At 53.5% G+C, this 20,489-nt stretch carries 18 protein-coding genes; 11 read left to right on the forward strand and 7 right to left on the reverse strand.

What is annotated here, in order from left to right:
- Positions 1 to 6: 6 nt before the first annotated feature.
- Complete coding sequence (locus tag ACP5OT_RS10420; RefSeq protein WP_424675938.1) at positions 7 to 627, reverse strand: hypothetical protein; 621 nt, start codon at positions 625 to 627, stop codon at positions 7 to 9.
- A 185-nt stretch (positions 628 to 812) separates the two neighbouring features.
- Between ACP5OT_RS10420 and ACP5OT_RS10425 the strand changes: the two genes are divergently transcribed.
- Complete coding sequence (locus tag ACP5OT_RS10425) at positions 813 to 2,063, forward strand: hypothetical protein (RefSeq protein WP_428132045.1); 1,251 nt, start codon at positions 813 to 815, stop codon at positions 2,061 to 2,063.
- Between the two features lie 60 nt (positions 2,064 to 2,123).
- Here the strand turns inward: ACP5OT_RS10425 and ACP5OT_RS10430 are convergent, their stop codons facing one another.
- Positions 2,124 to 2,438, reverse strand: a complete 315-nt coding sequence (locus ACP5OT_RS10430) for a DUF4342 domain-containing protein (RefSeq protein ID WP_428132048.1) — start codon at positions 2,436 to 2,438, stop codon at positions 2,124 to 2,126.
- A 253-nt stretch (positions 2,439 to 2,691) separates the two neighbouring features.
- Here ACP5OT_RS10430 and ACP5OT_RS10435 point away from each other — a divergent pair, with 253 nt between their 5' ends.
- Genes ACP5OT_RS10435 through holA form a run of 3 tightly spaced genes read left to right on the forward strand, consistent with a single transcriptional unit; the run spans position 2,692 to position 6,253 of the window.
- Positions 2,692 to 4,146, forward strand: coding sequence for a peptidase (locus ACP5OT_RS10435; RefSeq protein ID WP_428132050.1), 1,455 nt, complete (start codon positions 2,692 to 2,694; stop codon positions 4,144 to 4,146).
- 14 nt (positions 4,147 to 4,160) lie between these two features.
- Complete coding sequence (locus ACP5OT_RS10440; RefSeq protein WP_428111485.1) at positions 4,161 to 5,282, forward strand: hypothetical protein; 1,122 nt, start codon at positions 4,161 to 4,163, stop codon at positions 5,280 to 5,282.
- A complete protein-coding gene (gene holA / locus ACP5OT_RS10445) occupies positions 5,279 to 6,253 on the forward strand; it encodes a DNA polymerase III subunit delta (protein WP_428111487.1) in 975 nt (324 codons plus the stop codon). The genes ACP5OT_RS10440 and holA overlap by 4 nt, the downstream gene beginning before the upstream one ends.
- A 47-nt stretch (positions 6,254 to 6,300) precedes the next feature.
- Here the strand turns inward: holA and rpsT are convergent, their stop codons facing one another.
- Positions 6,301 to 6,585, reverse strand: coding sequence for a 30S ribosomal protein S20 (gene rpsT, locus ACP5OT_RS10450; protein WP_428132053.1), 285 nt, complete (start codon positions 6,583 to 6,585; stop codon positions 6,301 to 6,303).
- 103 nt (positions 6,586 to 6,688) lie between these two features.
- Here rpsT and murJ point away from each other — a divergent pair, with 103 nt between their 5' ends.
- Positions 6,689 to 8,266, forward strand: coding sequence for a murein biosynthesis integral membrane protein MurJ (murJ, locus tag ACP5OT_RS10455; protein WP_428132056.1), 1,578 nt, complete (start codon positions 6,689 to 6,691; stop codon positions 8,264 to 8,266).
- 98 nt (positions 8,267 to 8,364) lie between these two features.
- On the opposite strand, the gene ACP5OT_RS10460 is transcribed toward murJ, so the two are convergent.
- Positions 8,365 to 9,846: a phytoene desaturase gene (locus ACP5OT_RS10460; RefSeq protein WP_428111490.1), complete on the reverse strand. Its 1,482-nt coding sequence runs from the start codon at positions 9,844 to 9,846 to the stop codon at positions 8,365 to 8,367.
- A gap of 352 nt (positions 9,847 to 10,198) precedes the next feature.
- Between ACP5OT_RS10460 and ACP5OT_RS10465 the strand changes: the two genes are divergently transcribed.
- The 6 genes from ACP5OT_RS10465 to ACP5OT_RS10490 all read left to right on the forward strand — a co-directional run bounded on the left by ACP5OT_RS10465 (position 10,199) and on the right by ACP5OT_RS10490 (position 15,671).
- A complete protein-coding gene (locus ACP5OT_RS10465) occupies positions 10,199 to 10,936 on the forward strand; it encodes an SCO family protein (protein ID WP_424676936.1) in 738 nt (245 codons plus the stop codon).
- Between the two features lie 15 nt (positions 10,937 to 10,951).
- Complete coding sequence (locus ACP5OT_RS10470) at positions 10,952 to 11,113, forward strand: hypothetical protein (RefSeq protein ID WP_424676937.1); 162 nt, start codon at positions 10,952 to 10,954, stop codon at positions 11,111 to 11,113.
- Complete coding sequence (locus ACP5OT_RS10475) at positions 11,110 to 11,598, forward strand: cytochrome c oxidase subunit II (protein WP_424676938.1); 489 nt, start codon at positions 11,110 to 11,112, stop codon at positions 11,596 to 11,598. Before ACP5OT_RS10470 ends, ACP5OT_RS10475 begins: the two co-directional genes overlap by 4 nt.
- Positions 11,599 to 11,684: 86 nt before the next feature.
- The gene (locus ACP5OT_RS10480; protein WP_424676939.1) at positions 11,685 to 13,364 is read left to right on the forward strand and encodes a b(o/a)3-type cytochrome-c oxidase subunit 1; all 1,680 of its coding nucleotides are present in this window, start codon (positions 11,685 to 11,687) and stop codon (positions 13,362 to 13,364) included.
- 180 nt (positions 13,365 to 13,544) lie between these two features.
- Positions 13,545 to 14,561 (forward strand): ABC transporter ATP-binding protein, encoded by a 1,017-nt coding sequence (locus ACP5OT_RS10485; protein ID WP_424676940.1) that lies wholly within the window; start codon positions 13,545 to 13,547, stop codon positions 14,559 to 14,561.
- A 15-nt stretch (positions 14,562 to 14,576) separates the two neighbouring features.
- Positions 14,577 to 15,671, forward strand: coding sequence for an ABC transporter ATP-binding protein (locus ACP5OT_RS10490; RefSeq protein WP_424676941.1), 1,095 nt, complete (start codon positions 14,577 to 14,579; stop codon positions 15,669 to 15,671).
- 61 nt (positions 15,672 to 15,732) lie between these two features.
- Here the strand turns inward: ACP5OT_RS10490 and ACP5OT_RS10495 are convergent, their stop codons facing one another.
- The 3 genes from ACP5OT_RS10495 to ACP5OT_RS10505 form a co-directional block, all read right to left on the reverse strand.
- Positions 15,733 to 16,488, reverse strand: a complete 756-nt coding sequence (locus ACP5OT_RS10495) for a protein kinase (RefSeq protein WP_424676942.1) — start codon at positions 16,486 to 16,488, stop codon at positions 15,733 to 15,735.
- A gap of 169 nt (positions 16,489 to 16,657) precedes the next feature.
- Entirely contained in the window at positions 16,658 to 19,699 is a 3,042-nt protein-coding gene (locus ACP5OT_RS10500; protein ID WP_424676943.1) for an ATP-binding protein, read from the reverse strand.
- Complete coding sequence (locus ACP5OT_RS10505; RefSeq protein WP_424676944.1) at positions 19,696 to 20,385, reverse strand: phosphoribosyltransferase; 690 nt, start codon at positions 20,383 to 20,385, stop codon at positions 19,696 to 19,698. The genes ACP5OT_RS10500 and ACP5OT_RS10505 overlap by 4 nt, the downstream gene beginning before the upstream one ends.
- Between the last annotated feature and the right edge of the window lie 104 nt (positions 20,386 to 20,489).

Below are 20,489 nucleotides of genomic sequence, written 5' to 3' on the forward strand. Positions count from 1 at the left end.
GAACCGTTACCAAACGATGATGGGAAGTCCGCACTTCACACTCTGGTCGGCAGCCTCACGGAGTACCTCAAGGCAGCGGAAGGCATCAGAACGAGGCGAAACGCCGGCCTTGATCAACTGCGGGGCCAATTCCGACAACTCACGCAACAACTGCACCGACGAGCCAAAAAATGCCTGATCCTCTTCGCCATCGTCATCTTCAAAGGGCAAATAGATCGGATCGGCGAAATCAACCGGCAGATAGTAACTATTAATGCCCTGGAGATTGATCAGATGACGATAGCGACTCGACACCAGTTCATCCCAAACATCAGTCACCGCTCGGTCGAGATCGTCGTCAAGGACAGGCCCGTCGGCGATAATTGGGGCTAAGTCATTACCCCGCTCAAGATGGGCGGCCATACGGGCTAATTGATAGAGCGCACCCATCGTCTCAATGGAACCTTCCCAGATCTCAACACCGGGCTGGCTCACGAGATCGATATCAATGCCAAGCTCGCGCAGTTGATCCTGCACGGCAGCAACACTTTCGTACTGTTCTTCGTACTCTTCGCGATCCTCGTCAGGTCGCACCATAATTAACGACGCAACCGCCAGATCGAGTTCGGCGGGGGCATGGCTAGACATAGGTTTCTCCTCACTGAGCACTTGTTGTGCATACAACAGTATACCATAACAAAATGCGCAGTGCGATCAACGCTATGATACCCTTACCGTAGTCCAACAACTAACGGTAGAGGGTAATACTACGGTAACGTACATGCTTAGGATTATGAGCGAGGCGATAAGACGTGAAAGGAGATGATGTCGGCATGGAACACACTCATAATACATTAACCGTATATGAACTTCAGTACAGAACACCATCACGAAAAACACATGCACTGACATTATTTGGTCTAGTCAGTATTCCTTATTTTTCCCAGATCTTTTTAAGTTTCTTACTGTGGCAACAACCGATCCCGCACGAATGGCTCATCGGGGAATGGTTGATTAATTATCAAGGTGGGTTTGTAAGACGAGGATTACCTGGCGAAATCATCTTCCAGATCGCCCAGAGATTATCGATTCCAACCGCCCAACTCACTATTCTCGTGCAAACCACAATTCTAACCGTATTTTTTATCTTAACCTATTACCTTATCCGCACAACCGAGCTATCACCTATAACATTTACGCTATTATTCTCACCAGCATTTCTCTTGCTTTCATTTTATACATGGCCACACCTCGGCGTTCGTAAAGAGCTAGTCTTGGAAATTATCCTCCTTCTCGTTATTCTTAGTTTGAGATTATCAAAGAGACCACTACGATTTCTACCAATATGGGTTGGTGGAGCGAGTATTGTCGCAGTACTGTCTCATGAGATGTTAGTGCTTTTTTTACCGTATATCATCGCGGCTACCATTATCTACGAACGGGATTTTGGTCCATTGTCACGATCTACAACCGTTGCCTTACTACCGGCGGTGTTAATCGGTGGACTCATCGTTCGATCACCACAGGCAAACACAGATACTATCAATGCGATTTGCAGCTCAATTCAACCAATTCCCACACGGGATTGTATGATGCTTGGCGAAGTGCTCGGTGCTATTTCTTTTTTAGAGCTAAGCACCGAGCAAGGTATCGAGTTTGTTAGACTATTCACTACGCCTGAAACAAGTGTTGTCTACCTCATCACCGGTTTCATGAGTTTCATCCCTATTATTGTTGTTATTACTGCATACCGATTATGGCAATGTATACCACGACGAGGATTGGCAGCCATTATCATGTTCATCGGAATATCGCTACTATCCACCGTTCCACTAATGATTGTTGCAGCAGATTATGGCCGATTCATCAATATTCATGTAACATGCCTTACATTCTTGCTCATATGGCTTATCCAAGAAATACCAAATCGTATGACATATCTACCTCAACACCATGCCCTGCTATCTTGGATAGCAGCCATTGTGTTTGTTGTAAGCTGGCGTTTGCCAATGTGGTTACTGTTTGCTACCTACAGCAATGCATTCCCGCTTTTCAAATTGTTTACCGAATCCGTCAGGAATTGAAGAAAACAGCATAGCAGTAGTCAAAACCACTGCTATGCTGTGAGAGAACATATACTCAGCCTAATACCGCTCAAACACCGGTTCGACCACATCCATCGCTCCATCAAACTCATCGGTTTCACCCATCGCGCTGGCAAGCTCGGGGTTGTATACAATTGCAATCGTCACCCGCGGCAACTCATTAGCAATTGCCTTCACGGCCGCCAACATCGGACGTATGGTGGAACCTTCCAGCATCGCCGGGACCTTCATCGCGATGAGGTCGTCGCCATTCTCATTCCGAATTATCAACTGTTGCACGCCCGGCTCGTTGATCAGCTCACGAAAACGAGCGAGCAAGCGCCAGCTCTGAATAAGTTCAATTGCGATGTTCATAGCCCCTCCTGCGCCGCGCTGGCGCCTTTGGTAACGACTCCCCGCTATCCTATAGCGTAGCTGAGCAATAGCCCTTTGCGTGAAACGAACTCTTCACCTGCGGTACAGATACTTTAATCATCAATATTTTATATCTAAATTATATCCCGCTTTTCTGAATCTTTACGCCTAAAATGTTTGACATCGAAGCAAGCAGCAGCTTATAATGTTGCCGTATCCGCCGCTCTGTATGCAGAGGGAGCTAGCGAGCAGCATGAAAACCTCTGTGAAACTCCGCAACCTCACCATCACAATCTGTGTAACAATACTGATGGTACTGACAGCCCTACCACAACTTCCGGCTAGTGCAGCACCGTTAGGTCAAACGATTGATTTTGTTTGGACACCAACATCTGCAACCGTCAGCGGTCAAGCCGGTCAAGTTTCGATTTCGGTTAATACCAACCTGCAAAATCGTGGCGTGTCCGATACGTTTGGGATCACAGCAACGCTGCCGACCGGCTGGAGCGGTTTTGCGATTTCGCCCGGACAACCTATTGCTATCGCAGTGAACGCAACGCAAAACTTTACCTTTTTCTTCGATATTCCGCCAAGTGCGGTGCCGGGGAACTACACCATTGATGTTTTTGCTTTTCGTACCAGTACTCCCAGCGTGACTGCCCTTTTCCGTATTATCGTGCAAGTGGTCGCTGCTACACCGACACCAACACCTATTCCAACTTCTACCCCATTAGCACGAGCTGTTTGTGTCGATGGTTTTGAACCTGACGATATGCCGGCCCAAGCGAAACGGATCGACGTGCAGATTCCGCAAGAGCATGTGATTTGCCCAACCGGCGATGAGGATTGGCTCTACTTTGGCGGTGTCGCGGGCAAGGTTTACACCATTGATATACCGGTGATGCAACCGGGGATCGATCTCTCGCTCGAATTGCTCGATAGCCAGCTTAACCGATTGGCCTTTAACGATGATTTCTACAACCGCGATCCGGCCAATCCTAACCCACGTGATACGCGGCCACGTATTACGTTCCGTAGTCCGACTGATGGCAGTTATTACATTCGAGTGCGTGACACTGCCGGGAGGGGTGGCAACGATTATTCGTATGTCATTGTTTTGATCGATGAGAGCAATGGCCCAACGCCAATGCCTGCCGAGACGGTCTGTCTGGATATATTTGAGCCAGACGGGTTGCCTGAGCAAGCACGTCTGATTACGTCTAATGAGGTGCAAGAAAATCGCCGTCTCTGTCCGACCGGTGATGCCGATTGGGTGATATTCTTTGCAAAGGCCGGTAAACGTTATGTGATCTACACCGATACCCGGCGGTATCGTGGACCAAATACGGTTAACAGTGACACCCAAGCAGGAGCCGACACGGTGCTGGTGCTGGCCGATCGTGATGGCGTGAGTATTCTCGATATCAACGATGATATGCCGGGAGGAAATACGCTCGATTCGCAAATTGAGTTCTCACCGAAAGTTGACGGCTTCTATTTCGTTCAAGTGAAGAATGTCGGTGATATCGGCAACCAGTTTATTCGTTACGATCTGGTGTTGCTCCTTTGTCTACCGGGCCAAACTGATTGCCGGCGCCCAGACACACCGTTGCCCGGTTTGCCGGCCAATCCAGGGTCACCTCCGGCCACTGCGACACCGATCAGGGCACCAAGCACACCCATACCTACACCCACACCAGCGCCCTAGGCAAGCACAGATCAATGCCGGTGCAACCTTTTAATCCTGTTGGAATATTGGCCGGGCTAGCCGAACAGCTTGGTCCGCGCCGTGCCACTTCTACAGCAGAAGCAGTGGCAGCAGCTCAGATTAATGCCCGCCTGCGACAGGCGGGCTTCAGCGTGGACACGCGTTCACTCCCGGCAGTTGATCACCCAGGGGTGCGTTTTAGACCGGTAGCTGTATGGTTGATCGCCGTTACGGTGTTAAGTGGTTGGCTTCCGGTGGCAGGTATTGTGCTCGTCCTTTGGCTAGTGGCAGTCTTGTGTGCCGATGCTTTGGCTACCCCACTACCGGTGTTGCGCCGACAGCGCATGAGTCAGAATATTATTGCAGCCCTACCCATCGCTGTTACTGACATCGATAAGCCGAGTCAACCACGCTGGCGTTTAGTTATCGTTGCACCGCTCGACACACCCCCAGCATGGCGCGGCATATCTCACTTGATCGCGCCAACGACAGAAGGTTTGTTAATACGGCTGGTATTCACCAGCTTACCGCTCGTCAGCGCGACTACTGCGGCTTGGACGATCTGGCAGTGGTCGTTGCTGATTGTTGCGCTACTCGGTGCCATAGGTTGGCTTTGGGCTACTTATCGACCAATAGAGCTAATGGAACCTGATGGTGGGATCGCGGCGCTGGCGGCGCTATTGATTGCCGGTCATCATCTTCACGGGTTACGTCACGTGGAAGTGTGGGCGGTGACTATCGGTGCTGCCTATTGTGACCAACACGGTATCAAGACGTTACTTACCCGTTACCCGTTCGATCCGCGGAATACGTTCGTGATCGGCTTAGGACCGTTAGCATGTGGTCAATTGGCAATTATCAGCCGTGACGGTGTATTGCGGCACGAACGGGCTGATCAGTTTTTGTATCAACTGGCGATGATGGCGGATCAGACCGATCCGGTGATCGATCTCGAACCACGCACATTGGCAGTCCGTGACGAGCTACTCGCACCGTTTCGGCAACGACATTTTCGCACGTTGAGCATCCGCGCTATCGCCGATAGCAGGTATGAGTACGATCCGTCGTTAGCCGAACGGGCGGCACGATTAATCGGTGCGATTGCCCGTGCCCTTGATAATGAGCCAGAGCGATGATTTACCTCTTCTACGGAGCAAATGAATTGGCGCGTAGCGAAGCGCTGGCTGAATTACGGTCGCATCTGCCGGCTGACGTTGCCGATCTGAATGTAAGTGTGCTTGACGGGCGGAAACTGACGATTGAACAACTCGTTGCGGCCTGCGAAGCGCACCCGTTTTTGACCGACCGGAGACTGGTGATTGTTTACGATGCCCTCAAACACAGTAAGGCAGGCAAAGCACGTGAGGAACTACGTGACTATTGCGCACGGGTACCGCCGACGTGTGATTTGGTGTTTGTCGAACAGGAAGATATTGACCGACGACACCTTCTCTTCACCTATCTGAGCAAACATGGTGTGGTGCGCGAATTTCCACTGCTCAGCGGTTCGGAACTGTTGCACTGGATTGGTCAGCGCGCTCGTTTGCTGTCGGTGACGATTGAACCGACAGCAGCGCAGCGACTGGTCGATTTAGCCGGTAATGATAGTCGTACCTTAGTGAATGAGCTGGCGAAATTGGCCAGTTATGTTGGGAGGGGTGGCAAGATCGATCAAGCAGCAGTTGACCGACTGGTTACCGATCAGCAAGAGCAAAATCTGTTTGCGTTTATCGATGATCTGAGTGGAAAACGCTTAAGGGCAGCCTTGCGCGGCGCACGCGCACTTATCGAGGATGGTGAAGCTCCACACTACGTGTTGTTTATGCTGGCACGACAGATTCGGATTCTGTTGCACGTTAAGCAGCTCCTCGGCCAACGTCATCGGGCCGACGATATTGCCGGCGAGCTAGGATTAAAACCGTTTGTCGCACGGAAAGCAGCAGAACAGGCCCGTCATTTTACTGCGGCGGAACTGGTAACTGCGCATGACCGTCTGCTTGAACTCGACCATGCAATTAAGACCGGTAAGATGCAAGCAGAGACGGCACTTGAATTGTTTGTAGTGGAGATTTGTCAATCATCATCGACGACGGTACGACGTCGATAGTACGTGGGCCGCACCCTGTGCGGCCCGACCGGAATAAGAGGGGAAGGTTATGCTGCCGAACCGGCTTGAGCGGCCAAGGCAACTTTTTTGGCCTTTTGGGCTAAGCGCGACTTACGACGAGCGGCGTTATTTTTGTGGATAATCCCCTTTACAGCGGCCTTATCGAGCGTGCTATAGGCAGTGCGCAAAGCAGCTTCATCAACAACACCGCTCGCCAACGCGAGTTCGGCCTTCTTAATCATCGTCTTTATACGCGAACGATACGACTGATTGCGCAGACGCTTACGTGCGTCGCTCCGAATGCGCTTTTTTGCCGATTTTGTGTTCGCCAAGGTTAAACTCCTCGGATATAATTGGTGCGTTACTGATGACAAGTGAAGCGGCGAGCGCTTGCTCGCCGCGCTAGTTCTGAAGTATAGCATAGGAACGCCGACTGTGCAACTAAGGACCGTCCACCGCCGTCTCCGCACGCAACGTAACAGCTTGATTGTGATGGGCGGCTTTATGTTGAGCCGGATAACCGGTTTGATCCGCGACATGGTCGCTTCATACTATTTCGGTACTTCCGCCGAAATGGCCGCTTATGGGGCAGCGATTAGCACCGTCGACTTGCTGTACCTCGTGATTATTGGTGGGGCGCTTGGTAGCAGCTTTATTCCGGTATTCATTGAACTGTGGGAACGTGAGCGGCCAGAACGCGCATGGGAGCTGGTCAGTGCTGTAGTGACGTGGGCATTGATAGTTTTGTTAGTAGCCAGCACTGTTTTGTTTGTCGCAGCACCGTGGCTTGTCCCGCTGCTCTACGGCGGACAAGGCTTCACGAACACAACCCTCGACCTCATTGTCGCTATGACCCGCCTATTTCTCCTCTCACCACTCTTGCTCGGCCTTGGCGGACTAGCGATGGCGGCGCTGAATGCCCGTGACCGATTTACGATGCCAGCACTTGCCCCAAGCATTTACAATCTGGGGATTACCGGCGGAGCATTATTGGCGCCATGGGTTGGCATTTGGGGGATGGCATGGGGGGTCATCATTGGTGCGCTATGTTACTTGCTGATCCAGTTACCGGCACTATTCGAGCTAGGTATGCAACTGCGACCACAGTTGGGTCGCAATATGGCAGAACTCAGGAAAGTGGCGCAAGCGATGGGTCCGCGCGTGATTGGGCAAGCGGCGGCCCATCTGAGTATTGTTGCAACGTTAGCGTTAGCTGCCCGTCTGCCCGACGGTGATGCCAAACTAGCCGGATTACGTTGGGCCTATCAATTGATGCTGTTACCATACGGCGTCTTTGCGCTTAGTTTAAGCACCGTAGCTTTCCCACGGCTCGCCCGACTCGTCGCCGAACAACAATTTCGTGACCTGATTGATGATGTGCGCACAACGCTGAGTCGCATTCTCTGGCTAACGCTACCGGCAACCGCCGCCTTACTGACCTTAGGCCCAGCGCTAGCGCGCGTCGTATTTGAACGGGGCGCTTTTGATACACTCTCGCTCTCGTACACTGCTGCGGCACTCACCGGCTACGCCTTCGCGTTACCGGCTTTCGCTGCATCAGAAATCATGATCCGTACTTTTTATGCAATGCAACACACCTGGCCACCGGTACTGATCGGTTTCGGACAGGTGACGCTCAACATCACCCTCGGTACCGTATTGCTGTTCGCAGGAGCTGATATAGGAGGGCTGGCAATTGCCTTCAGTATTGCTAACACCCTCGAAACAGTGTTACTGGCAATTGCCCTCGCACGCACGCTACCGGGTATCTGGAGTACACCGAGAGTTTGGCAACAATTCATAAGTGCCTTATCTGTCAGCCTCCTCGTTGGCGGGTTATGGTGGTATGCACGCGATCTGATCCCTGGCGGCACACCAACAGCCAGCTATCGCTGGCCAAATGATGTACCGGGACTACTGATCGGCTTGACCCTAACCGGGATCGGTGGGGCAGCCCTGTACATCGTTCTCACGCTCTTGATAAACCGTTACACCACGAGAACGACAAATTAAGAACAAGTGTTCACAAGAACACCAAGCGTACCGTGAACAATGCGAGCAGGAACACCGCAAGAGTGGGCTATGACCCACTCTTGCATCAACGGCGGTTATCAGGCCTCTTGAGCGACCAAATTAGCAACAATCGCCCCTGAGGCAATCACACCGGGTAAGCCGGCGCCGGGATGCGTACCTGCTCCTACCAGATACAGGTTATCGATATCTTCAGAGCGGTTATGCGGACGGAACCACGCCGATTGGGTCAAGAGCGGTTGGATCGAAAAGCCGGCGCCGAGGTAGCTATTGAGGGCATCACGGTAGTAGCGCGGATCGACCATATGTTCAACCACGATATGACGCCGCAGATCGGGCATGTAATGTTCTTCGAGGAAGGTAAGAATAGCCTCGCGCAGGCGCGGCCCAGCCGTCGCCCAGTCGATGTTCGCCGCCAGATTAGGCACCGGTGTTAGGACGTAGAGCGCCTCGTGGCCAGGAGGAGCTAACGTCGGGTCGTTATGTGATGGACGGTGGAGATAGAGCGAGAAATCGTCGGCGAGCCATTTTCGATTGAAGATATCGTCGAGTAATCCCTTGTACCGTTCACTGAAGATGATATTGTGCTGAACCAACCGACCATCATCATAACGACGATTAATACCGAGATAGATTACGGCGAGTGACATACTATAGCGCATCCGGCGCAGGCGGCGGTCAGTCTGCACTTTGCGATACCGTGGTGGGATTAAGGTCATATACGTCTGTGGCACATCAGCATTCGAGACCACAATATCGGCCGGGAACAGACGACCATCTTGGGTACGCACGGCGCTAGCACGGCGACCGTTGATCACAATCTCTACTGCCTTAGCGTTCAACTCGATTGAACCACCCAACTCAGTAAAGAGTTGCACCATTGCTTTCACAATAGCACCGGTACCACCACGAGCATGATAGACACCCCACCGCCGCTCAATGTAATGCACCATCGCATAAATCGACGTTGCGTCAAACGGATTCCCCCCGATAAAGAGCGGATGGAACGAGAAGCAACGGCGGAGAAAATCATCTTGGAAAAACTGTGAGACAAACTGATACACACTTTGATACGATTTAAGCCGGATCAGGTCGGGGGTAATCCGTAACATATCGCGAAAGTGAAGAAACGGCTTATCGATCAAGCTAAAACCCTTTTCAAAGATTGGGCGGGTACTAGCAATAAAGCGGCGATACCCTTCCACATCAGCCGGATTCCACTGACGGATCTGCTCAAGCAAAGCCTGTTCATCATCACCATATTCAAGGCAGCGACCCTCATGGTTGAAGAGGCGATAATACGGTCGGCATGGCTCGAACGTCACATAATCTTCGCGTCGTTTACCGGCTAACTGCCACAGTTCATCAAACATAAACGGCGCGGTAATCACTGTTGGCCCACTATCAAAGGTATAGCCTTTCGTTTGATAGACATAGGCACGACCACCGGGGCGATCACGTTGTTCGAGAATCGTCACCGCATGGCCCTGTGCTGCAAGCCGAATAGCAGCGCTAAGCCCCCCAAACCCACTTCCAATCACGACAATCTTCTTTTGCGTCATACAGCAACACCTCATCAACTCAACAAAACGGCATACCGAACGCGATAACGCAGCCGGCCATGCCAATTGTAGCTATCGGTTGCGACCGATGAGGAAAGAGTTCCCTCATGCAGCGTAAAGAACAGACAACCGAGCCAGATAGCAACGATGAGCGGTTGATGTGGACCTAACCGACTAACAATTTTGTGCAGCTACTTTATGATTGTCTAGCAGGAATTATGTGAATATCGTGCGTGTATTCACCTTGAATACAACCGCAAAAAGTTGTAAGACTGCAACTGTTTGTTATAACCGCTTTACTTCACTAGCAACTATTGCCCGGTATACTCGCCTTGCAAGCAATTGTAGCTAGATGGATCGCACGATGCGGCTTGACATAGCACTCCCTGTAACGACAGATGAGTTAACAGCACGCAGACGGGTCATCATCCGCTTGTTGTTCGGGCTAGGCATCATCCTCATCGGTGGCCTGATCGCGGCCTTCCTATGGTTTGTGATTGCTCGTCCGGTGAAAGTTCTCCCGCGCGGCGAGCCACTACCACCCTTTGCGCTGACCGATCAGCGTGGGAACCGCCTACTCGACAGCGACCTGCGTGGACGGATGGTCTTCATCAGCCTCATGTATAGCCGCTGCGGAGACGACTGTGCCGAGCAAAACCGACGGCTCCTCGAATTGCGCCAAGCCTTGCAAACCGCCGGACGATTGGGCAGTGAAGTCATCTTTCTCACTATTACCCTCGACCCGGCCCACGATACACCGGCCGATCTCTCGGCACTGGCCGGACAGTTAGGTGTCGATCCACAGAGTTGGCGCTTTGTCACCGGTGATCCGCGCGACATCAAGATGCTCGTCGGTGGCGGGCTAGGGGTGTACTACACCGAACCAGACGAAACCGGCAAACTCTACGCCGAACGCCGCACGTTTCTCATCGATCCGATTGGTAACATCCGCACCTCGTACCCTGCCGACGGTCCACCGCTCACCATCGCACTGCGTGATGTTGATCTGATCGCACGTGAAATGGGCAGCCAAGGTGCCATGCGATTGGTGTACGAAGCGTCGCATTTGTTTGTATGTTATCCGGAGTAAGTAAAGGAGGAGTGAATGGCAAACTATCGCCGCCCATCAGATGACGACCATGAGGACGATCACGAGCCACCACGCGGTGCGCTCATGATCACGCTCGGATTCTTGCTTGCACTCAGTATTCTGTGGATGCAAGTCTACTTAACGTTGCTAGCTAACGGAGGGATACCGGCATCATGAAAGACAAGAAGTTTATTAGCTATCTCTTTGAAGTGGCGTGGATCCTGCCCAGCGTTGCAATTCCTGTATCGATGTTGGTTGCCATTCTGGTGACGGCATTTGCCGTCGGGGTACGGGTACCGACTACAGCCGGGCGCGTGAGTGTGAGTGCCGTCGCTGCCGGAACCGATGCCACTTTCAGCCAACCCGGTTTACGCGAGATTGCGCCCGGTCGCTATGAAGCAATTTTGACCGCCCAGACCTTCATGTTCACGCCTAACACTCTCGAGATCCCGGCCGGCGCGAAAGTCACCTTCATTCTGACCAGCAAGGATGTGATCCATGGCTTTAGGATCGAAGGGGTACCGATTAATGTCATGGTCATTCCCGGTCAAATTTCACGGGTAACGGCCACTTTCGATAAACCGGGTGAGTATTTGTTCCTATGTCATGAATACTGCGGCGCCGGACACCATGTCATGGCGGGCAAGATCATCGTGAACTAACCAAAGCCTAACGTGACACTGTCCGGTGTCCCCCAATGGAAGAGTAGCACCCTCGCTACCCTAGAGAAGCAAGAAGGAGAGAGAGAATGGCCAGCATTGCTGCACGCGCCCGACCGGTAGCTATCAGCACCGACCTCAGTGTCGAGCGCAAGCTTGCCGGGATCAACATTTTCATCGCATTTGCCGCCCTTGCTGTCGGTGGCTTAATGGGCGTACTGCAGATCCTCCGTTACAACGGACTGGATCTCTATACACCGGCCAAGCCACTACTACCCGGCGGGTATTATCAAGGGCTGACCGTGCACGGCGTCTTAAACGTGCTTGTCTTCACAACCTTTTACATTATTGGGTTTTTAACCTATATCTTCGCCAAATCGCTCGGTCGGCCCTTAGCCAGCAGCCGACTAGCGTGGGCCACGTTGTGGGTGATGGGCAGTGGGTTAGTATTGGCGGCCATCCCACTGCTGACCAACAACGCAACAGTCATGTTCACCTTCTACCCACCCCTTAAGGCCGATTCGCTCTTCTACATCGGGTTGACATTGGTAGTAGCCGGTACATGGCTCTTGTTGGCAAACATGATTATTACCCGGAACGCGTGGAAAGCCGACAACCCCGACCAAATCACACCACTCCCCGCGTTTATGGCCATCGTCACCATGCTCATGTGGACGATTTCGACCATCGGTGTGGCGAGTGAGATGATCTTTCTCGTCATTCCGTGGTCGCTCGGACTGGTCGGTGGCACCGATCCGGTACTAGCACGCACGCTGTTCTGGTTTACCGGTCACCCCATCGTCTACTTTTGGCTCTTACCGGCGTACATTTCGTGGTACACCCTCGTACCAGAACAAGCCGGTGGGAAGCTGTTTAGCGACCCGATGGCGCGCGTTTCGTTCATTCTCTTCCTGATCCTGTCATTACCGATTGGCATGCACCACCAAGTCGCCGATCCGGGTATTTCCGAGATGTGGAAACTAGTGCATGCTATCTTCACGTTTGGTGTCTTCTTCCCCAGCTTACTCACCTTCTTTAACGTGGTGGCATCACTCGAATACGCCGGACGGCGCAACGGCGGTGAGGGCTGGTTGGCGTGGATCTTTAACTTGCCGTGGGGCAAACCGGAGATTTCGGCCCAGATCGTGGCGATGATGCTCTTTGCCTTCGGTGGGATTAGTGGGCTGGTCAATGCTTCATACAACGTCAACCTGGTGGTACACAATACATCTTGGATTTCGGGTCACTTCCACCTAACGGTTGGTACGGCAGTAGCGCTGAGCTTTATGGGCATTACCTATTGGTTAGTGCCCCACCTCACCGGACGGCAACTGTGGAGCCGTAGCCTGGGCGTAGCCCAAGCATGGCTGTGGTTTGTCGGGATGGGACTATTCTCGCACTTCATGCACGAGCTAGGCTTGCGCGGCATGCCACGACGAACCGACATCGGTGGTGCACCCTATGTGCAGGATGAATGGCGCTTCTTCCTCTTCTTTGCCATGATCGGCGGTCTAATCATGTTCGTGAGCGCCATCTTTTACTACCTCAACATGATTATGACGCTGACCCGCGGCAAGAAGCTGGCCGAAGCACCCGATTTCAACTTCGCCAAGACGCTCTCTGGCCCTGAAGACGCACCCAAAATCCTTGATCGGTTGTTGGTGTGGGTCACCGTTGCGGCAATTATTCTGATTATCAACTACCTCCCAACGATCCTTGACATCTTGAACACAGCAACATTCGATGTGCCGGGTCGCAGGGTCTGGTAACGAGTGCGCGCATTCCCATGAACGCATCGGAGCGCCGCACGATTGTGCGGTACTCCGAGCTTTCTTGACACCGACCGGTTTTCTGTGGTACTATCCCTCATATCCGCACTATCAAAGGTAAACATAACAACGGAACGACCATGCCCGCACATGATGAGGGCAACGAGACAGAGGATTCGTATGGCCCCATTGCTCGAAGTTCGCGATCTACGCACCTATTTCCATACGCAAGACGGCATCGTCAAAGCAGTTGACGGTGTTTCTTTTTATGTTAATCGGGGAGAAACGCTCGGTATCGTCGGCGAGTCAGGTTGCGGTAAATCGGTGACGTCACTTTCGATTATGCGGCTCATCCCTAACCCACCGGGTAAAATCGTCAGTGGTCAAATTTTATTTGATGGTGAGGATCTGTTACAGGCCAGTGAAGAAGAAATGCGCCGTATCCGTGGTAATCGGATTGCGATGATCTTTCAAGATCCGATGACGTCACTGAATCCGGTATTGACGATTGGCCGCCAAATTACCGAGTCGCTTGAATTACACCTTAAGTTGAGCAAAAAAGAAGCCCGTGACCGCGCAATTGAGTTGCTTGATATGGTCGGGATTCCGTCACCGAGCAAGCGTCTTGACAACTATCCGCATCAGTTTTCGGGCGGGATGCGGCAACGGGTGATGATCGCGATGGCACTTTCGTGCAACCCTGAATTACTGATCGCCGATGAGCCGACGACGGCGCTCGACGTGACGATTCAGGCCCAAATTCTTGAATTAATTAACCGGCTACGCGAGGAGTTGGAAACTGCGGTTATCTTGATTACCCACGATTTGGGTGTCGTGGCCGGGATGACCGACCGAGTGACGGTGATGTACGCCGGTAAGGTGGTCGAAGAGGGACCAACGGCCGAGATCTTTGCTAACCCGCGTATGCCGTATACGATCGGTCTGTTGCGCTCAATCCCGCGGCTTGATGAAGAGCGAGGTCGCCGACTCACACCAATTCGCGGCTTGCCGCCAAATCTGATCGACTTACCACCGATTTGCCCCTTTAGCCCCCGCTGTGATTATGCTCGCGAAGAATGTTTAGCGAGAGTGCCAGAGTTGCGCCGGGTTGGCCCCGATCACCGAGCCGCTTGCCACTTCGATATTACGATTGAAACTCCGGTACCACAACAGACCACTTCCGATATTGCAGTGTAAGACACGAGGCGTAGCATGGCAACTCAACGCTCAGATACTACCTTAGTTGAAGTCAAAGATTTGCGGATGCACTTCCCGGTAACACGCGGTATTATCTTTCAGCGACGCGTCGGTACGGTAAAGGCGGTTGATGGGGTCAATTTTACGATTAAGCGCGGCGAAACGCTCGGTCTGGTCGGCGAGTCGGGTTGTGGGAAGAGTACAACGGGGCGCGCGATTTTACAGCTTTATCGGCCAACCGGTGGGCAGGTCCTGTTTGAAGGAATTGATCTGACCAAACTACGTGGGAATGAATTACGTCAAATGCGCCGTCGTGTGCAGATGATTTTTCAAGACCCGTATGCTTCGCTCAACCCACGGATGACAGTTGGCGACATTATTGCCGAGCCGATCCGGGTGCATAAGCTGCGCGAGGGACGAGCGGTACGCGAGCGGGTTGAAGAACTGTTGCATTTAGTGGGGCTTAACCCGGCGTTTGCCAACCGCTACCCACACGAATTTTCCGGCGGTCAACGTCAACGCATCGGGATTGCCCGCGCCTTAGCAGTAGAACCGGATTTTGTCGTCTGTGATGAGCCGGTGTCGGCGCTCGATGTGTCGATTCAGGCGCAAGTAGTCAATTTGCTGGAAGAACTCCAAGACAAGTTGGGTTTGACGTATTTGTTTATTGCCCACGATCTGAGTGTGGTTAACCATATCTCCGACCGGGTGGCGGTCATGTATCTCGGTAAAGTAGTTGAACTGGCCGAGGGGTCGAAACTCTATTCGATGCCACTTCACCCGTATACGCAGGCCCTGCTGTCGGCGGTGCCGATTCCCGACCCAAAGATTGAGCAGCAACGACGCCGGATCATTCTCGAGGGTGATGTCCCAAGCCCCTTGAACCCGCCATCAGGATGCCATTTTCATACTCGTTGCCCGATTGCGATCCAGAAATGCAGAGAAGAAGAGCCGCCCTTCATCGACTACGGTGATGGGCACTTTGCCGCTTGCTGGCGAGCGCGTGAGAGTGTGACTCTGATGCCAGAAGTGGCGCGTAAACAGACTGAAGCGGTCGCTGCACGTATCGCGGCTGATGCCGAAAAGGTCAAGCAGATTTCTCACTCTTAACGACAGACACGGACTGGCTGCAGAAGGCTTGCTTGAGAAACCTTGTGCCGGTCCGCAACTATCATGCCCTTGAACCGTGCATCCGCAGCGCTAGATCAAGTGCAATGGTGGTGGCCGGTGGCCGAGCTGCCGGATCGAGCGTGGTACAAGCCGCACATAGTTGAGCAATGTCAGGATCGGGAACGGTTGCGATGAATAGGTCGCTGAGGATTTGCCCAAAGGCAAACACATCGGCGGCAGGCGAAGGAGCGGCACCTTCACGACGTTCAGGGGCCAGATAACGACTCGGTGTCATGCCGCCAATCGCTAACACTTCGCTACTGAGCCGACCAAGCGCAAAACCACTTACGACTAATCGTAATCCGGATCGATACCGAATATCGTTCGTGAGCAAGAGGGATGCCGGACGTAAATCACCGTGAACGACGTTGAACCGGTGTGCGTACACTAACGCAAGTGCTGCCTGGCGCGCCAAATCTAACAGGGTTAAGAGTGACGGACTCGTCCGACGCAACCATAGCGGTAACGATCCTTCGGCCATATACTCACTGATAATGTACCCATGACCACGCCATTCGCCGATCTCATTAATACGGAGAATGTGAGGATGGTGGAGGGCAGCAGCGATACGCGCTTCGTGGTAAAACAGGACGTGCAAGTCAGTCACATGCTCAAACGAGGTGCGAAAGATTCGTACCGCACAGCGGTGGCCGCTCCTCAAATCAATGGCCCGGTAGACATCACTGATCATCGAGGAAGCAATAAGTGCTTCGATCTGGGAATGACCGATTGTATCCCCCACCTGTAGCTGAACCATATTCTTACCACTAGCAGCCCCTTGTCCCCCACTATCATTCGGTGCAAAGTGCCACAGGTTTACTACTCTCGAACGACTACCGATCTACACCTACCCAAACCCGCTACGCGAGCGATCACGATGTCTCCGTCAACATGCAACGGCATTTTGCACGACGGCATATGTATCATCAACGCGGAACAGTCGCTTGATTGGATAACGCCGCTCGAACTTGGGCAATTGCCGCCAGTAGGCGTTGTCTGCCGCCCGCCTCGGCAATTGCTTGGGCTTCGGCCAGCCGTATCCGCGCTTCAGTCGGTGGTAAGAGCGGTGCCAGCCAAACCCGAATCTGGGCAGCCAGATGACGGGCGCCAAGCGTATCGGCTTGGGCTAATGCCGTCGAGAGGTAATGCACAGCACAGGTCGTATCACCATGTTGTAACGCGACTAAGCCAAGATTGGCCGTGATACCGGCTACCCGTTCAGGAATGCTGAATTGAGTGGCGAGTGCCAATCCCTGTTGGAAGCGAGCGGTAGCCGTCTCCAGATCACCTTGCGCCAACGCCACTTCACCGGCGGTCGAGAGCAGGTATGGCATAACCGAAAGCAAACCACCTTCTTCAGCCAGGCTTAATGCGGCAGTGATCAGGGACTCGGCAGCCGTGATTTCACCGAGCAGCAGACGATGATACGCCTGATTATTGCGAGCCAATACCCGCCACGTCAGCGCACTATCACCGGCTTCGTCAGCGACCTGTTGGGCCATCTCGTAGCGGGCAATGGCAGTAGTGAGATCTCCCTGCTGGGCGGCAATATTGCCTAGCTCAAACGAGACTTGAGCCAGAGCGGCTGCTTCAGCCGTCGGGCAAGCACGTAACACGGCTTCGGCCATCATTAACCGTTCGGTGGCAGCACCGAGATCGGCACCTTCCAACGAGAGCGCCGTCCCCCAGAGAAAAAGAGCTTCTGCCCGTTGACGTGGATCGATATCAGGATCGATCTGGCTCACCAAGGTAATCACATCGGCGTAGCGACCTTGCGGGATCAGGGCGTGGGCAAGCGCTAATCGCGCGACAACGGCTTCATGCGGGGTTAACGCCACACCCATCGCTTCACGAAAGGCTTCGGTAGCCAACCCCGCTGCACCGGCGTATAGCCGAGCATAGCCGAGTTTACGCAAGACGGTTGAACGTTGAGTTGGTAGCACACCGTCTAAAGCTTTGAGATAAAACTCTGCCGCTTCCGGCCACGCTGCCAACGCAGCGGCTCGTTCGGCGGCCCGCAACGCATAGCCGGCCGCCCGTTCCGGCCAACCACCCTCAGTAAAGTGAAACACAATTTGCCCGGCTACCTCGTCAATCCGATCGCGATACAACGCCTCCAAAGCTTCACCTACGCGCCGATGGAGCATACGGTGACGCAGCTCGCCGAGATTCCGATAGACCACTTCCATAGTCAAAGGATGATCGAAACGAAACCGACCATCGCTAAGCGGCAACACCAAACGAGCGGCCAGCAATTCATCGAGTGCGTCCAGCGTTGCCTCTTCGGAAAGCGCGGCGACCTTCGTGACAACAGTAAAGGCGAAATCACGACCTACGACAACCGCTGCATCGAGCACGCGCCGGGCCGCACCTGATAACCGACTGAGGCGCGCTTCGATGAGATGATACACACTCTGCGGAACCACCGATTGAGCTGAGAATGCACTTAGATCGACCATGCCATTAGGTGTCAGCCAACCGGCAATACGCGCGTAGCGCACCAGTTCGGAAACGATGTAGGGATTTCCTTCTGCATTACGCTCTAACCAATCGGCGAGTGGATGGGCAAAGGTCGGACTTAGCTGGCGGGCAATCGTCAAAATTGCAGCCGGTGCCAGCCGTTCAAGTACGACACGCACGAGGCGCTCTTCCCGGATTAAAACACGGATGAGATGAGCAAGGGTGCTACGCGGTTCGGGAGGGCGAGTCGTAGCGATAACCGTTAATGCGACATCGGTACTACGCCGCAACAGATAGCCGAGCAAGCCTAAGGTACTTGTATCAGCCCACTGAAGATCATCGATCAGGAGGTACACCGGCCGCTGGCGGGCCAACTCGTTTAAGAAGCGGGCAATCGCTTCCCACAACCGCGCTTCATCGGGTGGTGTAGTCGGCGGTAGCGCCAGGTCGGGCACCAACCGCCCTAGTTCATGCCACCAGATCGGCGCCAACAGTAGTCGACTATGCAGCGCAGGCCATTCAGGCCGAGCTACAAACGCAGCAAGAGCAGTGCGGATAGGATGGTAGGGTAAATTCTGCTCAAGTTCACGGGCACTCCCGCTCAGCACTAGCCCACCACAACGGGCAAGAAACTCCTCGGCGAGTCGCGTCTTACCAATTCCGGGCACACCTTCAATCAGCAGTAAACGACCGGGCTGGGCTTCTGTTTGTAACAATGACAGTTCGGTATCACGGCCAATAAAGGGCAGCACACCGTTCAGTGATACCGCACTCAAACGCACCGGAGCCGACGTACCGGGAAGAGTATCGGTAATAATCGCATCGTACAGCGCCTGCGTTTCGCGCATCGGTGACACACCCAACTCTTGGTCAAGCAGATCGCGAAACTGCTCAAACCGACGGATAGCACCTACCCGATCACCGTTCAGATACGCCAAACGCATCGCATCACGCTGCACATCCTCTTGTAGTGGATCGATACTCAACGCCACATCAAGCGCATGCAGTGCAGCCGCCAAATCGCTGCGCTGTTCATACAAACGGGCCAGCCGTAACCAACCACGCCCAACCAGCACCTGCGCTTGTTCACGCACACCGGTGAGCCACGACTGAAACGGCTCACTGTCGGGCAGATCAAACCCGGCTAACACCTCGACGGCATGTGTTGGCAATGCCGACGTTAACATCTGTACCGTTGCGTGCGGATCGGCAAGTACGGCTTGCAGCGTGCGCAGATCAACCGTTGCCGTCAGCGCCAAGTGCTCATCATCGGCAACTAGCGCATCACCGAGGACTTGCCGAACGGTGTAGAGCGTTGAACGCAGCAGTTGTTGAGCAGAGCTGCGTTCGTGGTCGGGCCACAACAAGATCAACACCTGCTCCCGCCGCACCGGCTGCGTATGTGCTGCAAGGTAGTAGAGCAGTGCCCGACTGCGCCGGCGTGACAATACGACCGGCTGATGGTTACGCAATACCAGCGGCGAACCAAAAAGCTGAACAGTAATCATGCATGTTCTGGCGATGATGTAGTACTCAGCGAACGACTAGCCTGCAACAAACGTCGCACCTCATCATCACTCGTTTGGCTAAAGTCTTCGTACCAATAACTCAGAGCATAAAACGGTTCAACCACCATCACCGCGATCACATCATCGGCCACCGCGCGTAACATCCGCACGGCTGCTTTGCTGGCGACCGGCACGGCTACGGTGATCCAACGAGGATGCTGTAATCGCACACATTTTACTGCTGCATGCATCGTGGCACCGGTCGCCAAACCGTCGTCGATCAGAATCACCGTCTTATCCTGCAACTCAGGTGGCGGATTCGAACCGCGATACGCACGAGTACGCCGCTCAATCTCGGCCTGTTCGAGGACTGTCACCTCCTCGACGACATGAGGAGGAATGTTCAACTCAGCGATGATATCGTGATTCAAGACGCGCGCACCTTGCTCGGCAATTGCCCCCATGGCTAATTCTACTTGACCGGGCACCCCCAACTTGCGCACCAGCAACACATCAAGTGGTGCAGACAACGCTTGTGCTACCTCATACGCTACGGGAACACCACCGCGTGGTAAGGCCAACACCTGCAAATGCGGGCGACCGGCGTAGTGGCTCAAAGCCCATGCCAGAGCACGTCCGGCGGCGCGACGATCGAAAAACCGCTGTGACACGACGGGAGCCGGCATAGCACCACCTCCTTTCAGCGGGCAACAGCAAACCGGCTACCACGATCATAGCATACCGCCTGTTGCCCAACAATACAACAAATTGACGATGTGGCAGCGTCTCC

Source organism: Chloroflexus sp., from assembly GCF_049970315.1.
Classification (GTDB): domain Bacteria; phylum Chloroflexota; class Chloroflexia; order Chloroflexales; family Chloroflexaceae; genus Chloroflexus.

Excerpts from the sequence above, each read along its gene's own strand:
- ACP5OT_RS10420 (WP_424675938.1), bottom strand. The coding sequence starts at position 627 with ATGTCTAGCCATGCCCCCGCCGAACTCGATCTGGCGGTTGCGTCGTTA.
- ACP5OT_RS10460 (WP_428111490.1), bottom strand. The coding sequence starts at position 9,846 with ATGACGCAAAAGAAGATTGTCGTGATTGGAAGTGGGTTTGGGGGGCTT.
- ACP5OT_RS10465 (WP_424676936.1), top strand. The coding sequence starts at position 10,199 with ATGGATCGCACGATGCGGCTTGACATAGCACTCCCTGTAACGACAGAT.
- ACP5OT_RS10430 (WP_428132048.1), bottom strand. The coding sequence starts at position 2,438 with ATGAACATCGCAATTGAACTTATTCAGAGCTGGCGCTTGCTCGCTCGT.
- ACP5OT_RS10495 (WP_424676942.1), bottom strand. The coding sequence starts at position 16,488 with ATGGTTCAGCTACAGGTGGGGGATACAATCGGTCATTCCCAGATCGAA.
- ACP5OT_RS10500 (WP_424676943.1), bottom strand. The coding sequence starts at position 19,699 with ATGATTACTGTTCAGCTTTTTGGTTCGCCGCTGGTATTGCGTAACCAT.
- ACP5OT_RS10440 (WP_428111485.1), top strand. The coding sequence starts at position 4,161 with ATGCCGGTGCAACCTTTTAATCCTGTTGGAATATTGGCCGGGCTAGCC.
- ACP5OT_RS10435 (WP_428132050.1), top strand. The coding sequence starts at position 2,692 with ATGAAAACCTCTGTGAAACTCCGCAACCTCACCATCACAATCTGTGTA.
- ACP5OT_RS10485 (WP_424676940.1), top strand. The coding sequence starts at position 13,545 with ATGGCCCCATTGCTCGAAGTTCGCGATCTACGCACCTATTTCCATACG.
- holA (WP_428111487.1), top strand. The coding sequence starts at position 5,279 with ATGATTTACCTCTTCTACGGAGCAAATGAATTGGCGCGTAGCGAAGCG.
- ACP5OT_RS10505 (WP_424676944.1), bottom strand. The coding sequence starts at position 20,385 with ATGCCGGCTCCCGTCGTGTCACAGCGGTTTTTCGATCGTCGCGCCGCC.
- ACP5OT_RS10470 (WP_424676937.1), top strand. The coding sequence starts at position 10,952 with ATGGCAAACTATCGCCGCCCATCAGATGACGACCATGAGGACGATCAC.
- ACP5OT_RS10490 (WP_424676941.1), top strand. The coding sequence starts at position 14,577 with ATGGCAACTCAACGCTCAGATACTACCTTAGTTGAAGTCAAAGATTTG.
- ACP5OT_RS10425 (WP_428132045.1), top strand. The coding sequence starts at position 813 with ATGGAACACACTCATAATACATTAACCGTATATGAACTTCAGTACAGA.
- ACP5OT_RS10480 (WP_424676939.1), top strand. The coding sequence starts at position 11,685 with ATGGCCAGCATTGCTGCACGCGCCCGACCGGTAGCTATCAGCACCGAC.
- ACP5OT_RS10475 (WP_424676938.1), top strand. The coding sequence starts at position 11,110 with ATGAAAGACAAGAAGTTTATTAGCTATCTCTTTGAAGTGGCGTGGATC.